Raw genomic sequence first — 14,701 nt, forward strand, 5'->3', positions numbered from 1 at the left:
GTGACGCAGGCGCCCGGGCGGGCAAGCGGGTGAGCTTGCCGGGACGTCGTCCGGACCTCTTCAACGTATGACACCGCGTGTCACCCCGCAAGGCACTGAGTGCCAGAACTTGATCTCAGATGAAATCTTTACGTAACAAATGAGCGATGATCGATCGAACGGGCTCTCCAGGGGCCTGCAAAACGGCCCCTGACATGCCAAAACGGCCACCCCGTGGGGTGGCCGTCATCACACCGGCGTGAGGCGCTCCGGGCCCCTCGGGGGCCGCGCCGTGCCCCTTGAAAGGGCCGTTTCGTGCCCCTCGAAAGTGTCGCTCAGCGCTCCTTCAGAGCCTGCTCGATCGTCCGCATGACCTCGTCCAGCGGCGCGTCGGTGCGGGCGACCGTCACCAGCACCTCGCCCTGTGCCGAGGCCGTGGCCGCGGCCGGCTGTGCGTCCGTGGAGCGCCCGGCGCCGATGCCCGTGCCGAAGGTCTTCCGCACGATCGCGAAAGCGTGGTCCAGCTGCGCCTCCACGTCCCCCTGGGCGCCCGCGCGCAGCCAGCGCCGCAGCACGTGGTTGTGGGCGGTGACCACGGCCGACGCGGCGACCTCCGCCAGCAGCGGGTCGTCGTTGGCGTCGTCGGCGTGCGCGCGCTCGTCGAAGTGGCCGAGGAGGTAGCGGGTGAAGAGGCGCTCGTAGCGGGCCACCGACGCGATCTCCGCCTCCCGCAGGGTGGGCACCTCGCGCGTCAGCTTGTAGCGGGCGACCGAGATCTCCGGCCGGGCCGCGTACATCCGCATGACTTCCTTGATGCCACGGCACACCGTGTCGAGCGGATGCTCGTGCGCCGGCGCGGCGTTGAGCACCGCCTCGGCCCGGATCAGGGTGTCGTCGTGGTCGGGGAAGATCGCCTCTTCCTTCGAGCGGAAGTGGCGGAAGAAGGTGCGGCGCGCGACCCCGGCCTGGGCCGCGATCTCGTCCACGGTGGTCGCCTCGTACCCCTTGGTCGCGAACAGCTCCATCGCGGCGGCCGCCAGTTCCCGGCGCATCTTGAGCCGCTGGGCGGCGGCGCGAGAGCCGGCGGCACTCTCCGGCGCCTCGGTCGCGGCTGGTGTACGTGAGGACTTGGCGGGCTGGGGCATGCCCTGAACGTACTGCATGTGCGCAGCTCGCTGCGCATGGCCTGGTTCGTGGAACCGGTCCGGGCCGAGCAGGCCGCCCCACTCAGCGCCGGACCGGAACCAGTCGCCGGGACGCTCAGCGCTTGGCATATTCGCGGAAGCCACGGCCGGTCTTGCGGCCGAGGCAGCCCGCGGCCACCAGGTGCTCCAGCAGCGGCGCCGGAGCGAGCCCCGGGTCGCGGAACTCGCGGTGCAGAACCTTCTCGATGGCGAGCGAGACATCGAGTCCGACGACGTCCAGCAGCTCGAACGGGCCCATCGGGTAGCCGCCGCCCAGCTTCATCGCGGCGTCGATGTCGTCGAGCGTCGCGTAGTGCTCCTGCACCATCTTGATCGCGTTGTTGAGGTACGGGAACAGCAGCGCGTTCACGATGAAGCCGGCGCGGTCGCCGCAGTCGACCGGGTGCTTCCTGATCCGCCCGCACACCTCGCGGACCGTCGCGTGGACGTCGTCGGCCGTCAGCACCGTACGGACCACCTCGACCAGCTTCATCGCCGGCGCCGGGTTGAAGAAGTGCATGCCGATCACGTCCTGCGGGCGCGAGGTGGCCCGGGCGCAGGCGACGACCGGCAGCGACGAGGTCGTCGTGGCCAGGATCGCGCCCGGCTTGCAGACCTTGTCCAGGGCCGCGAACAGCTGCCGCTTGACCTCCAGGTCCTCGGCGACGGCCTCCACGGCCAGGTCGACACCGGCGAAGTCGTCGTAGGTGCCCGTGGCGGTGATGCGGTCCAGGGTCTCGGCGGCACTCTCCGCGGTCATCCGGCCCTTGTCGACCGAGCGGGCCAGGGACTTGCCGATCCGGGCCTTGGCGGTCTGCGCCTTCTCCGCGCTGCGGGCGGCCAGGACCACCTCGTACCCGGCCTTGGCGAAGACCTCGGCGATCCCGGAGGCCATGGTGCCCGAGCCCGCGACACCGACCGAGCGGATCTCCCGGCCGGGGGCCAGGTCGCCGCCCTCCGGCGGGGTCAGCGTGTCGCGCACGACGGCCGGGCTGCCCGGCGCCTCGTACGTGTAGAAGCCGCGCCCCGCCTTGCGGCCCGTCAGGCCGGCCTCACTGAGCTGCTTGAGGATCGGGGCGGGGGCGTGCAGCCGGTCGCGGGAGGCGGTGTACATGGCCTCCAGGACCGTGCGGGCGGTGTCGACGCCGATCAGGTCCAGCAGCGCCAGCGGGCCCATGGGCAGTCCGCAGCCCAGCCGCATCGCGGCGTCGATGTCCTCGCGGGAGGCGTACTTGGCCTCGTACATCGCGGCGGCCTGGTTGAGGTAGCCGAACAGCAGGCCGTCCGCCACGAAACCGGGGCGGTCGCCGACCGCGACGGGCTCCTTGCCGAGGTCGAGCGCGAGATCGGTGACCGCCGTGACGGCCGCCGGCGCGGTGAGCACCGAGGAGACGACCTCGACCAGCTTCATGGCCGGGGCGGGGTTGAAGAAGTGCAGGCCCAGCACCCGCTCGGGGCGGGACGACTCGGCGGCCAGCCGGGTCACGGACAGGGCGTTGGTACCGGTCGCCAGAATGGTCTCCGGACGCACGATCCCGTCCAGCTCCCGGAAGATCTGCTGCTTGACCTCGTACGACTCCGGGGCCACCTCGACGACCAGGTCGGCGTCGGCCGCGGTGCGCAGATCGGCGGAGGTACGGACCCGGCCGAGGATCTCGGCGCGCTCCTGCTCGGTCAGCCGGCCGCGCTCGACGCCACGGGCCGTGGAGGCCTCCAGGGCGGCGACGCACTTGGCGGCCTGGGCCTCGCTGATGTCGATGCCGATGACCGTGCGGCCGGCCTTGGCGAGGACCTCGGCGATGCCGGTGCCCATCGTGCCGAGGCCGACGACGGCGACGGTCTGCAGCGGGGACTGGGACGGGTCGGAAAGGGGAGTGGCCATCGCGGGACTCCAGGATGAGGGTGACGACGGGGAACGCGCTCCGGGTGCGCCGGAGGCGGCCCGGCAGGGCCGGACTACGGGCGCACCGGGTGCGTGATGAAGTGCGGGTGTTGGCCGGGCTGCGAAGCGCACACGCCCGGTGCCGCTCAGCGGGCGTGCACACGCCCGGGGTTGAGACGGCGGATCCGACCGGCCCTGTCCCGGGGCCGAGCCGTACTGCGGTACCTGAGGCACCGAACCGACTGCTCTCGCGACAGCCGCGTCACCAGACCGCCGCGAGGGATGCGAGTGGGTAACTCGCTCGTCTGAGCTTAACTGGCGGGTAACGAGCACGCCAGCCCTCGTCTTTGTGATGTACGTCCCGCGCGGACCACGCCGCCCCTAATCTCTGAGGCATGAGCGAAGAGTTGCGATCACTCACGGAGCGCTTACGGCAGGAGTCCGGGGCGCCGCCCGCGTTCGAGCGGCTCGTGGCGACCGACGACCTCGACGCCCTGGCGGCGGTGCTGACCGAACCCGGGCAGCACCTGTGGGCGAGGGAACTGGCCGCGTTCCGGCTGGGGGTGGCGCGGGACCGGCGGGCCTTCGAGGCGCTGGTGCTGCTGCTCAACCACCGCGACCCCCCGCGCTGCGCCTCCGCCGCCCACGCTCTGGCCCGGCTCGGCGACCCGCGCACCGCCCGGGCGGCCGCCGCCCTCGCCACCAACGAGCTGCGCGTGGCCTACGCCCTGCAGCCGGTGCGGCTCCTGGTCGAGCTGCGCGCCCCGGAGGCGGTGCCCGCGCTGATCACCACGCTCCGGCGGCGCCTGCGACCGCACGACCCGTACCGCCGCGTGGCCCTCGCCTGTGTGGACGGGCTCGGCGCGCTGGGCGACACCCGGGCCCGGCCCGTCCTGAACGAGTCCCTCGCCCATCCTGCGCTGGCCGAGGCTGCGGTGCGGGCGCTGGGGCGGATCCCGAAGCAGCGGTGACGTCAGCGGGGGAGCGTCCTGGCGTACCGAACCTCCGGGACGGCGACCCCGTCCACCTCGAAGGGCTCCTCGGCGCCGTCCGCCCGGAAGCCGGCCCGCTCGTAGAAGCGGCGGGCCCGGTCGTTCCCCTTGAGTACCCACAGGAGGACACGGCCGTGGCCCGCGGCCGAGCAGCCCGCGACGGACCGGGCGAGCAGCGCCCGCCCCGCACCCTGTCCCACATGCCGGGGATGGACGTATATGGCGTACAACTCGGCGTCCGGGGTGAGGACTTCGCCCTTCCGGTACGGGCCGTGACAGGCCCAGCCGACGAGCTCGCCGCCGTCGTCCTCGGCGACCAGGTTCACCACACTGCCGTCGCCCTGCGTGAGGCGGGTGCGACGGAGCTCGGCGTCCTCCTCGACGCTGAGCCCGTCCAGGTACGACTGCGGGATCAGTCCCCGGTAGGCGCTGCGCCAGCCGCCGACGCGGATCTCCGCGACGCGGTCGCAGTCGGCGAGCGTCATCTCGCGTATCCGCAGCCCGCTCATGGCGCGACCACCGCGAACGCCTCGACCTCCATGAGGAACTCCGGCCGGACCAGCGCCGCGACCTGCACCGCCGACGCGGCCGGAAGCCGGTCGTCGGGTATATGCCCGGCGCGGGCCGCGCGCAGGGCCGGCATATGGGCCATGTCCGTGACGAAGTAGGTGAGTTTGACGACGTCGTCGAAGGTCGCGCCGGCCGCCGCCAGGCAGCGTCGGAGGTTCTCGAAGACCTGGCCCGCCTGCGCTGTTGCGTCGCCCGCGCCGACCAGCCGCCCCTGCTCGTCGAGCGGGAGCTGGCCGGCGATCGCCACGAAACGGCCGGTGCCCAGGATGACATGGCTGTACTGGGGCGCGGCGGCGACGCCGTCGGGGGCGGGGATCCTCGTCAGCTCACTCATGGGCCCATGGTGGACCATGGCACTGACAGTGCCCCCGACGGGTCGTCAGCCGCTCAGTGACGGAAGCCGAGCAGGCCGTGCAGCGCCGAGCCGTTCGGGGAGGCCTTGACCGCCTTGGCGGTCGCCGCCGTGGGCTCGGGGTCGGGCAGCGCCTCGCACACCGCGTCCGCCTCGCCGAAGCCGCGCGGCACGGTGCCGTCCGTGAGATACGCCGCCAGGTGCTCGTCCAGGCAGGCGTTGCCGCTCAGCGTGATGCCGTGGTTGCCGCCGCCCTCCTCGACCACCAGGCTGGAACGGGCCAGCAGACGGTGCGCGGTGACAGCTCCCTCGTAGGGGGTGGCCGCGTCACCGGTCGCCTGGAACAGCAGGGCCGGCGGCAGCTTGCCGTTGGCCACGTTCACCGGGCGCAGCGAGTCCGTCGGCCAGAACGCGCACGGCGCGTTGTACCAGGCGTTGCTCCAGGTCATGAACGGCGCCTTGTCGTACACCGCCCAGTTGTCCTTGCGCCACTGCTCCCAGTCGCGCGGCCAGGCCGCGTCACGGCACTGCACCGAGGTGTAGACGCTGTAGCCGTTGTCACCGGAGGCGTCGACCGCGCCGAAGCTCTCGTACGCCTCGACCAGCGGCTCGGAGTCCTTGTCGTTCACATGAGCCGCGAACGCCTCCGCCAGGCTCGGCCAGTAGCCGTTGTAGTAGCCGCCCGGGATGAAGGTGTCCTCCAGCTCGGAGGCGCCCACCGTGCCGCCCGCCGGCTTCCTCGCCAGGGCCGCGCGCATCGCGTACCACGTGGCCTCGATCCGCTCCGGATCGGTGCCCAGCCCGTACGTCGCGTCGTTCTCGGCCACCCACGCCAGGAAGGCGCGGTGACGGTCGTTGAAGGCCACGTCCTGGTTGAGGTTGGCCTCGTACCAGACGCCGGTCGGGTCGACCACGGAGTCCAGGACCAGGCGCCGGACCCGCTCCGGGAAGAACCTGGCGTAGACCGCGCCCAGGTAGGTGCCGTACGAGTAGCCGAAGTAGTTGATCTTCTTTGCGCCCAGGGCCTGCCGGATCGCGTCCATGTCGCGCACGGCGCTGGGGGTGTCGATGTACGGCAGGAGGTGCCCGTACTTCTTGCCGCACGCGGCGGCGAAGGCCCTGGCGCGGTCGAGGTTGGCCTTCTCGATCGCGGGCGTCGTGGGCAGGGAGTCCGGGCGGACGGGGTCGAAGTGGCCCGGCCCGCAGTCCAGGGCGGGCTGGCTCGACCCCACCCCGCGCGGGTCGAAGCCGATGACGTCGTACTGGGCCGCGACCTTCGCGGGCAGCGACGACGCGACGAATCCGGCGAGCGTCAGCCCGCTGCCGCCGGGGCCGCCGGGGTTGACCAGCAGCGGGCCCTGGTAGGCCCGCGCGGTGTGCGGGACGCGCGACAGGGCGAGGGTGATCTTCTCCCCGTGCGGCCTGCGGTGGTCGAGGGGCACCTTCAGGGACGCGCACTGGAGCGTCGGGTATGTGTCGGTGGCGCAGCTCTTCCAGGTGAGCTCCGCGGTCTGGACGGTGTTCGCGGTGCCGGGTGCGCTCGCCTCGGCGGGAACGGCCGTGAAGGTTCCGGCCATGACGACGGCGGCGCCGCAGAGCGCGGCTGCGCGTTTTCTCATGGAGTCCTCCCAGGACGGCGGGATGAAGGACCGCGAGGGTCGCCGTCCTCGCGGCATCGTCCCGGAAGGTGGTCCCGGAAGAACTCATTCGGTAATACTCATGACCCGATTGGATCTTCGGATGCGCTCGAATGCTCGTAACGGGGCAGGTTCGAACCGTCTCAGAGCAGCGTGAGCTGGGTCGGCCCCGTGGCCGGCGGCTCGTCGGCCGGCTCGGCGGGCCGGATCCGCCGCGGCATCTCCGCGCGGGTGGGCCCGATGCCGTACTCCTCGGCCAGTTCGTGCACCTGACGGGTGATCCGCCGCTGGTACCACTTCGGGGCGTAGGAGCCCTCCGCGTACAACCGCTCGTAGCGGGCCACCAGGTACGGGTGGTGCTGCCCCAGCCAGGTCATGAACCACTCGCGGGCGCCGGGCCGCAGATGCAGCACCAGCGGTGTCACGGACGTGGCACCGGAGGCCGCGATCGCCCGCACCGTGGCGCGGAGTTGGGCGGGCGTGTCGCTCAGGAACGGGATCACCGGCGCCATCAGCACCCCGCAGCCGATGCCGTGCCCGGCCAGGGTGCGCACCACCTCGAGGCGCCGCTCGGGCGCGGGCGTGCCCGGCTCGACGGTGCGCCACAGCTCCTGGTCCGTGAAGCCGACCGACACGGAGATGCCGACGTCGGTCACGCGCGCCGCCTGCTCGATCAGCTCCAGGTCGCGCAGGATGAGCGTGCCCTTGGTGAGGATCGAGAAGGGGTTCGCGTGGTCGCGCAGCGCCGCGATGATGCCCGGCATCAGCCGGTAGCGGCCCTCGGCGCGCTGGTAGCAGTCGACGTTCGTGCCCATCGCGATGTGCTCGCCCTGCCAGCGGCGCGAGCCGAGCTGCCGGCGCAGCAGCTCCGGCGCATTGGTCTTCACCACGATCTGGCTGTCGAAGCCGAGGCCCGTGTCGAGGTCCAGGTAGCTGTGCGTCTTGCGCGCGAAGCAGTACACGCACGCGTGCGAGCAGCCCCGATAGGGGTTGACCGTCCACTGGAACGACATCCGTGAGACCGCCGGCACCCGGTTGATGATCGAGCGGGCCCGGATCTCGTGGAAGGTGATCCCGCGGAACTCCGGAGTGTCGAACGTGCGGGTCGTGACCGCGTCCGCGCCGAACAGCGCGGCATCGGCCCGGCTGTGTTCGGAGTCCGATGTGAGGTTCTCCCAGCGCATGACGCCTCCTCGGTAGCACTGACCACAGAATAGAACACATGTTCCCTTGATCGTGCGAGGGTGTTTTCCGAACGCGTTCGACCGGTTCGGCCACCCCGATTTGGGGGGCCGGGCAGCGGGGTGGTTGGCTTGCCCCGACCCCCGAGCAACCAGGTCCTGGAGGAAAGCGATGGCGCAGGTCGAAGCCACTACGGAGCGGATCGTCGCGGCGGACGCGGAGACGGTGTTCGACGCCCTCGCCGACTACAGCGGCACGCGCGCGAAGCTGCTGCCCGAACAGTTCAGCGAGTACGAGGTCCGGGAGGGCGGCGACGGCGAGGGCACCCTCGTCCACTGGAAGCTCCAGGCCACCAGCAAGCGCGTGCGCGACTGCCTCCTGGAGGTCAGCGAGCCCACCGACGGTGAGCTGGTCGAGAAGGACCGCAACTCCTCCATGGTCACCACCTGGCGGGTCACCCCGGCCGGCGAGGGCACGTCCCGGGTCGTGGTGACCACCACCTGGACCGGCGCCGGCGGCATCGGCGGCTTCTTCGAGAAGACCTTCGCTCCCAAGGGTCTCGGCCGCATCTACGACGCGATGCTCACCAAGCTCGCCGCCGAGGTGGAGAAGTAACCCGCCCAAGACGCGGACATCTCAGGGGTGTTGCCGCCCCTCACCGGTTCGGGTGATCTCCGCGCCGCTCGCTGCCGTGCCGTAACTCGTCGCGCTTGCTCGTAGTTGTCGCCTTTACGCGGGAATTGTGCGGCAGCGCGACGAGGGGAGCGGTGAGTGGGCGGGATCACTCTGGCGCAGGACGAACCGGCGGTAGCGCCTCCCGACACCCCCGCACCCCCGCCGGGTCCGGACACCGGACCGAGCCCGCGCCGGGTGCGGCTGGTCTTCTTCGCTCTCCTGACGGCCCTTCTCCTGGCCGCCCTGGAGCAGATGATCGTCGCCACCGCCCTCCCGGAGATCGTCGGTGAACTGCACGGCCTGGACCGGATGTCCTGGGCGATCACGGCCTACCTGCTCACCGCCACCGTCGGCTTGCCGATCTACGGCAAACTCGGCGATCTCCTCGGCCGCAAGGGCGTCTTCCAGTTCGCGATCGTCGTCTTCGTCGTCGGCTCCGCGCTCGCGGGCCGGGCGCAGACCATGGACCAGCTGATCGCCTTCCGCGCCCTGCAGGGCGTCGGCGCGGGCGGTCTCATGATCGGCGTCCAGACGATCATCGCGGACCTCGTGCCGTCCCGGCAGCGCGGCCGCTATCTGGGCCTGACCGGCGCCGCCTTCGGCCTCGCCTCCGTGGCCGGGCCGCTGCTCGGCGGCTACTTCACCGACCACCTCTCCTGGCGCTGGTGCTTCTACGTCAACGTCCCCTTCGGCCTGGTCACCCTCGCCGTCGTCGCCGTCGCGCTGAAGCTCCCCAAGCCGGCCGCCAGGGCCCGGCTGGACGTCCTCGGCGCGCTGCTGCTGACCGCCGCCTCCACCTGCCTGGTCCTGCTGACCAGCTGGGGCGGCACCGAGTACGCCTGGGACTCGCGCACGATCCTCGGCCTCGCGGCCGGAGCGGCGGCGGCGACCGTCCTCTTCCTCGTCACCGAGCACTTCGCCGTCGAACCCCTCATCCCGCTGCGGCTGTTCAGAGACTCCGTCTTCAACGTCACCGGCCTGGTCGGCCTGGTGGTCGGTGTCGCACTGTTCGGCGCCGCCGGCTACCTGCCGACGTACCTGCAGATGGTCGACGGGGCCACCGCCACCGAGTCGGGCCTGCTCATGCTGCCGATGATGGCCGGCATCGTCGGCGCCTCGGTCATCGTCGGCCGGCTCATCAGCCACACCGGCCGCTACAAGGCCTACCCGATCCTCGGCGGCGCCCTCTCCGTCGCCGGCATGTGGCTGCTGTCGCGCCTGGAGGCGGGCACACCCCGGCTGCACTACAGCATCTGGACGGCCGTCCTCGGCGCAGGCATCGGCATGGTGATGCCGGTGCTGATCCTCGCCGTGCAGAACTCTGTGCGCCCGGCCGACCTGGGCACCGCCACCAGCGCCAACAACTACTTCCGGCAGATCGGCGGCAGCGTCGGAGCCGCCGTCTTCGGAACGCTGTTCGCCGACCGGCTCACCCACGCCCTCGCCGAGCGCCTGCCCGCCCGCGCGGGCACCGGGCTGCCGGACCCCGAGTCCCTCACCCCGCAGCTCGTGCACGCACTGCCCCCGGCCCTGCGCGACGGCTACATCCGGGCGTACGCCGACGCCATGCCGCGGATCTTCCTCTACCTGGTGCCGGTGCTCGTCCTCGGACTGGTCATCGCCCTCTTCCTCAAGGAGAAACCACTGGTGTCCCACAACGCCTCCGTCACCGACCCGGGCACGGCGCCGGGGACGATCCCGCGGGCCCGGGCGTACGCCGTCGGCGGGCCCGTGTGCGGCTCGGTGCAGCACCACGACGGGACCGTCGTGCCCCGCGCTGCGCTCACGCTCATCGACGCCACCGGGCAGCAGACCGGGCGGGGCGCCAGCGGCGAGGACGGGCGCTACGCGCTGGCCACCCCCGGCCCGGGCTCCTACGTGCTGATCGCCACGGCCGGCGGCCACCAGCCGCAGGCGGTCTCCGTGACCGTCGGCGAACGCCCCGTCGAACTCGACATCGTCCTCGGCGGCGCCGGAAACCTGATCGGCACCGTCGTCACCGCCGACGGCACGCCCGTACGGGACGCCACCGTCACGCTCACCAACGTGCACGGCGAGGTCGTGGCCACCACCCGCAGCGGCCGGGAGGGCGGTTACGTCATCACCGAGCTGGTCGCCGGCGAGTACACCCTCGCCGCCAGTGCGCCCGCCTTCCGCCCGGCCGCCCTCCCTGTCACCGTCCAGGCCGCCCGCGAGACCCGCCGGGACATCGAACTGGCCGGCGGCGCCGTGCTGCGCGGCACGGTCCGGGCGGGCGGCGGCCGGCCCGTCGAGGACGCCCGCGTGACGCTGCTCGACGTGGCGGGCAACGTCGTCGACACCCTCACCACCGGCGCCAACGGCACGTTCCGCTTCGTCGACCTGTCCTCCGGCGAGTACACCGTCATCGCCGCCGGCTACCCGCCCGTCGCCACCGTGCTCCAGGTCGCCGGAGGAGGCCGCACCGAGCGGGATCTCCAGCTGAGCCACGAGGACTGAACGGGCACCGGCCGGGGACCGGACCGCACCGGCGTACGGGGCCGTACGCCGGTGCGCTCCTCGCGCGGGCAATTCCCGCATTGCCTCACATCGCCACCGGCGGGCGCCGTACGGTGGTGACGCCGGCACAGATCTTGCGTCCGTGGGAGAGAGGGCCTGGGCCATGGACCGTGGCACCGACAGGGCTGAGCAGGGCACGGCGACCGAACCCGCCGAGCCCGGCCGCGTCCCTCTGGCCGTCGTCGTGGTCGACCGCGACGGCCTCGTGTCCCACTGGAGCCGCGGCGCACGACGCCTGTTCGGCACCCCCAAGGAAGAGGCGATCGGCCGCACCGCCCTCGACCTGCTCCCCGTCTCCGGCGCCCTGCCCGAAGAGCAGGACACCTCGTACGCCGCCTGCGACGGTCTCGGCCCCGACCTCGAATCCTCCCTCGACGGAGGGCTCTCCTACCCGGCGGCGGGCCGCGCCCGGCTCACCGCGCCCGGGGACGGCCGCGTCGACGTCCTGTGGTGGGCCTATCCGCTGGTGGGCCCCGGGCCCGAGCGGCTGCTCGTGCTGGCCGCCGACGCGGACGGGCTGCGGGCGGGTGACGGGACGTTCGAGCGGATCGCGCCCGGCTTCGCGCTGCACACCGACTTACCCGGGGCGGCGGACCTCGCCCGCCGCCTCCCCGAGATCATGCCCAGCATGAGCGTCGGCGAGAGCGCCCGGATCGTCGGACAGATCCTCGAACTCGGCTACCCGATCCTGGAGTTCAGCCAGAACGACCGGGTCCCCGTCACCCCCGACTGGGGCGTGGCCCGGCGCGCCGAGCGCAAGGCGCGCCGCGAACGGGCCGCGCGGGCCCTGGCCGCCGGTGAACCCGTGCCGGAGGAGCTGCGGGACGAGGGCGAGGACCTCGAATACGCCGCCGTCCGCGAGCGCCTGGAATTCCTCAACGAGGTCAGCGGCCGCATCGGCACCTCACTCGACCTGTCCCGCACGATCGTCGAGGTCAGCAGGGCGGTCGTGCCCCGCTTCACCGACGTCGCCGGGACGTACCTGCGTGAACAGGTCGTCGCCGGCGAGGAGTTCGCGGACGGCGTGCCCGACACGACCACGATGTGGCACCGGGTCGCCGTCGAGCACACCGACGAACCGGGCCGCTGGGACGACGTCGTCCCCGTCGGCGAGGCCATGCCGTTCCCGGCGCACACGCCGTTCTTCCAGTGCATGACCAGCGGCGAGCCCGTCCTCGTGCCGCGCATCAGCGAGGAGATGGGGCACGCCATCGCCGCGCAGTTCGAGAAGCGCGACATCCGGCCCCTCATCACCGGCCGCTCCATGCTGGTCGTGCCCCTCAAGGCGCGCAACGTCGTCCTCGGGTTCATGATCCTGCTGCGCCACCCGGAGCGGCCCGTCTTCAACGACATGGACCGCGTCACCGGCGCCGAACTCGCCGCCCGCGCGGGCCTCGTGCTCGACAACGCGCGCATGTACACCTTCCAGGAGAACGTCGCCGAGACGCTCCAGGACAGCATGCTGCCGCACATCCCGCCCCGCATGACGGGCTGCGACATCGCCACCCGCTATCTGCCGGGCACGCAGCTCGGGAGGGTCGGCGGCGACTGGTTCGACGCCGTGAAACTCCACGGCGGGCGCACCGCGCTCGTCGTCGGCGACGTCATGGGCCACGGACTGAACTCGGCCGCCATGATGGGCCAGTTGCGCACCGCCGTGCAGACCATGGCCGGGCTCGACCTGCCGCCCGCCCAGCTGCTGCGCAACCTCGACGACCTCGCCCAGCGCCTCGGCGACACCTACCTGGCGACCTGCCTCTACGCCGTCTACGACCCGATCGCGAGCGAGCTGCACCTCGCCAACGCCGGGCACATCCCGCCCGTCCTGGTCCGGGCCGAGGACGGCCGCAGCGAACTGCTGGACCTGCCCACGGGCGCACCCATCGGCGTCGGGGGAGTGCCCTTCGAGGCGGTACGCGTGCGCGTGGAACCCGGCGACCGGCTCGTGATGTGCACCGACGGGCTGGTCGAGGTCCGCGGCGAGGACATCGGGGTCGGCCTCGCGACCCTCTGCGAGTCGGCCGCGCACCCCGCCGCGTCCATGGACGACGCCTGCGACACCATCATCCGCGCCCTCAACACACGGGGTGGCCGCAAGGACGACGTGGCGCTGCTGATGGCCCGCCTGGGCGGCATCGAGCCGGACGACGTGGCCGAATGGCGCCTCGCCCTCGACCCGGCCGAAGTGAGCCGGGCCCGCGCGGCGGTCCGCGAGCAGCTGCACGACTGGGGCCTGGCCAAGCTCGCCGCGCCCGCCGAGCTGATGGCCGGCGAACTCGTCACCAACGCCGTACGGCACTCCCACGCCCGGCCCGTCGAACTGCGCCTGGTCCGCGGCGACACCCTGCTGTGCGAGGTGGACGACGACGACCACGAGTTGCCGACGCTGCTCAGCGCGGGCCCTCTCGACGAGGCCGGGCGCGGTCTGCGCGTCGTCAGCACCCTGTCCCGCGAGTGGGGCACCAGCCGGACCAAGACCGGCAAGACGGTGTGGTTCGAGCTGACGCTGCCGCGCCGCTGAACACCGCAGCGCCGAACGGGGCTCGAAGGTACCTGCCGCGTGCTTGTGGCCGGGGCCGGGGCGCGATACACCGTACTCGCCCGTCGCACGGCGGGATTCGTACGCACCCCTGGGGAGTGGGCCATGAGCGTGACGAGTCGGTACCGGGAGGCCTGGGAGGGTTTCTGGCGTGAGGCGTCCGCCGAACCCGGGGCGGTGTTCTGGGACGCGGAACCCGTCCTGACCGTCGGCCCGCATCTGGCCCTCTTCGAGCCGTACCTGACCGATCCCGCACTGCCGCTGGTGGACCTCGGCTGCGGCAACGGCACCCAGACCCGCTACCTCGCCGACCGCTTCCCGAGGGTCCTGGGTGTCGACCTGTCCGCCGCGGCCCTCGACCACGCCCGGCGCTCCGACCCGGCGGGACAGGCCGCCTACCGGCAGCTGGACGCCGCCGGGAAGGACGAGGCCCAGGCCCTGCACGCGGAGCTCGGCGACACCAACGTCTATATGCGGGGCGTCCTGCACCAGTGCGAGCCGGACGACCGGCAGCCCCTGGTCGACGGCATCGCCACGCTGGTCGGCGACCGTGGCCGCGCCTGCCTGGTGGAGCTCTCGGGCGCCGCCAAGCAAGTGCTGGGGGGCCTGGCGAGCGGCCCGGACGGTCCGCCGCCCAAGCTCGCGCCCGTGTTCCGGCATGGTCTCGCGCCCGGCGAGGTCTCGGACGAGGCCGTGCCCGAGTACCTGCGCTCGGCCGGCCTCACCGTCCTGGCGAGCGGCCGACTGCCCCTGAAGACCACGGAGTACCGGCCCGACGGCACCCGCATCGAGCTGCCCTCCACGTGGCTGGTGGCGGGGCGCAGGGCCTGAGGCCGGCGGCCGGCGGGCAGCTGGCAGCGGTCGGTGGTCGGTGGTCGGGGGTCGGCGGTCAGAGGGCACAGCGGTCAGCGCTCCGCGCCGCCGCCCAGCCGCCGAGCCGGTCGGCCGGTCCATGAGAGGCGCGGCGGTCAGGTGGGGAGCAAGCACTGCCCGGGCCGCCGGCTCGACGGTCCGGACGACCTGGTCGGCCTGATCCGGGGTCCCCGGGTGGGAGGCCGGCCGTTCCCGCCCGACGGGCTTCCGGTGATCGACCGCGTCCCGGGACACGCCAACGCCTTCGTCGCCACCTCCACGGCATGCTCGGGGTCACCCGGGGCCCGGTCCCCGGTCC

At 72.5% G+C, this 14,701-nt stretch carries 11 protein-coding genes; 5 read left to right on the plus strand and 6 right to left on the minus strand.

Features of this window, described 5'->3' with window-relative positions; translation table 11 throughout:
• Positions 1–314 precede the first annotated feature (314 nt).
• Both RFN52_RS33010 and RFN52_RS33015 read right to left on the minus strand, forming a co-directional pair.
• Positions 315–1,124 carry a TetR family transcriptional regulator gene (locus RFN52_RS33010; protein ID WP_229856054.1) on the minus strand — a complete coding sequence of 270 codons (810 nt, stop codon included), beginning with the start codon at positions 1,122–1,124 and terminating at the stop codon, positions 315–317.
• A gap of 115 nt (positions 1,125–1,239) precedes the next feature.
• A complete protein-coding gene (locus RFN52_RS33015) occupies positions 1,240–3,045 on the minus strand; it encodes a 3-hydroxyacyl-CoA dehydrogenase family protein (RefSeq protein WP_184851799.1) in 1,806 nt (601 codons plus the stop codon).
• Positions 3,046–3,440: 395 nt separating this feature from the next.
• Between RFN52_RS33015 and RFN52_RS33020 the strand changes: the two genes are divergently transcribed.
• The gene (locus tag RFN52_RS33020; RefSeq protein WP_184851801.1) at positions 3,441–4,016 is read left to right on the plus strand and encodes an adenylosuccinate lyase; all 576 of its coding nucleotides are present in this window, start codon (positions 3,441–3,443) and stop codon (positions 4,014–4,016) included.
• 2 nt (positions 4,017–4,018) lie between these two features.
• Here the strand turns inward: RFN52_RS33020 and RFN52_RS33025 are convergent, their stop codons facing one another.
• From RFN52_RS33025 to RFN52_RS33040, 4 genes are all read right to left on the minus strand, one after another.
• Positions 4,019–4,546: a GNAT family N-acetyltransferase gene (locus RFN52_RS33025; RefSeq protein WP_184851803.1), complete on the minus strand. Its 528-nt coding sequence runs from the start codon at positions 4,544–4,546 to the stop codon at positions 4,019–4,021.
• On the minus strand, positions 4,543–4,941 hold the full coding sequence (locus tag RFN52_RS33030; protein WP_184851805.1) for a RidA family protein: 399 nt from the start codon (positions 4,939–4,941) through the stop codon (positions 4,543–4,545). Before RFN52_RS33030 ends, RFN52_RS33025 begins: the two co-directional genes overlap by 4 nt.
• 53 nt (positions 4,942–4,994) lie before the next feature.
• Positions 4,995–6,578 (minus strand): alpha/beta hydrolase, encoded by a 1,584-nt coding sequence (locus tag RFN52_RS33035; RefSeq protein ID WP_184851807.1) that lies wholly within the window; start codon positions 6,576–6,578, stop codon positions 4,995–4,997.
• 161 nt (positions 6,579–6,739) lie between these two features.
• A complete protein-coding gene (locus tag RFN52_RS33040; protein WP_184851809.1) occupies positions 6,740–7,780 on the minus strand; it encodes an Rv2578c family radical SAM protein in 1,041 nt (346 codons plus the stop codon).
• A 169-nt stretch (positions 7,781–7,949) separates the two neighbouring features.
• Between RFN52_RS33040 and RFN52_RS33045 the strand changes: the two genes are divergently transcribed.
• The 4 genes from RFN52_RS33045 (at position 7,950) to RFN52_RS33060 (ending at position 14,361) form a co-directional block, all read left to right on the plus strand.
• On the plus strand, positions 7,950–8,393 hold the full coding sequence (locus tag RFN52_RS33045; RefSeq protein WP_161363059.1) for an SRPBCC family protein: 444 nt from the start codon (positions 7,950–7,952) through the stop codon (positions 8,391–8,393).
• 156 nt (positions 8,394–8,549) lie between these two features.
• Positions 8,550–10,931, plus strand: a complete 2,382-nt coding sequence (locus RFN52_RS33050; protein WP_184851811.1) for an MFS transporter — start codon at positions 8,550–8,552, stop codon at positions 10,929–10,931.
• A 163-nt stretch (positions 10,932–11,094) separates the two neighbouring features.
• Positions 11,095–13,512: an ATP-binding SpoIIE family protein phosphatase gene (locus tag RFN52_RS33055; RefSeq protein WP_184851814.1), complete on the plus strand. Its 2,418-nt coding sequence runs from the start codon at positions 11,095–11,097 to the stop codon at positions 13,510–13,512.
• A gap of 123 nt (positions 13,513–13,635) precedes the next feature.
• Positions 13,636–14,361: a class I SAM-dependent methyltransferase gene (locus tag RFN52_RS33060; RefSeq protein ID WP_184851816.1), complete on the plus strand. Its 726-nt coding sequence runs from the start codon at positions 13,636–13,638 to the stop codon at positions 14,359–14,361.
• The last annotated feature ends 340 nt before the right edge of the window (positions 14,362–14,701 follow it).

It is taken from the genome of Streptomyces collinus (assembly GCF_031348265.1).
GTDB lineage: Bacteria > Actinomycetota > Actinomycetes > Streptomycetales > Streptomycetaceae > Streptomyces > Streptomyces collinus.

What these genes read in the sequence shown, in the direction of transcription:
- RFN52_RS33010 (WP_229856054.1), bottom strand. Translation starts at nt 1,124, where the DNA reads ATGCCCCAGCCCGCCAAGTCCTCACGTACACCAGCCGCGACCGAGGCG.
- RFN52_RS33015 (WP_184851799.1), bottom strand. Translation starts at nt 3,045, where the DNA reads ATGGCCACTCCCCTTTCCGACCCGTCCCAGTCCCCGCTGCAGACCGTC.
- RFN52_RS33020 (WP_184851801.1), top strand. Translation starts at nt 3,441, where the DNA reads ATGAGCGAAGAGTTGCGATCACTCACGGAGCGCTTACGGCAGGAGTCC.
- RFN52_RS33025 (WP_184851803.1), bottom strand. Translation starts at nt 4,546, where the DNA reads ATGAGCGGGCTGCGGATACGCGAGATGACGCTCGCCGACTGCGACCGC.
- RFN52_RS33030 (WP_184851805.1), bottom strand. Translation starts at nt 4,941, where the DNA reads ATGAGTGAGCTGACGAGGATCCCCGCCCCCGACGGCGTCGCCGCCGCG.
- RFN52_RS33035 (WP_184851807.1), bottom strand. Translation starts at nt 6,578, where the DNA reads ATGAGAAAACGCGCAGCCGCGCTCTGCGGCGCCGCCGTCGTCATGGCC.
- RFN52_RS33040 (WP_184851809.1), bottom strand. Translation starts at nt 7,780, where the DNA reads ATGCGCTGGGAGAACCTCACATCGGACTCCGAACACAGCCGGGCCGAT.
- RFN52_RS33045 (WP_161363059.1), top strand. Translation starts at nt 7,950, where the DNA reads ATGGCGCAGGTCGAAGCCACTACGGAGCGGATCGTCGCGGCGGACGCG.
- RFN52_RS33055 (WP_184851814.1), top strand. Translation starts at nt 11,095, where the DNA reads ATGGACCGTGGCACCGACAGGGCTGAGCAGGGCACGGCGACCGAACCC.
- RFN52_RS33060 (WP_184851816.1), top strand. Translation starts at nt 13,636, where the DNA reads ATGAGCGTGACGAGTCGGTACCGGGAGGCCTGGGAGGGTTTCTGGCGT.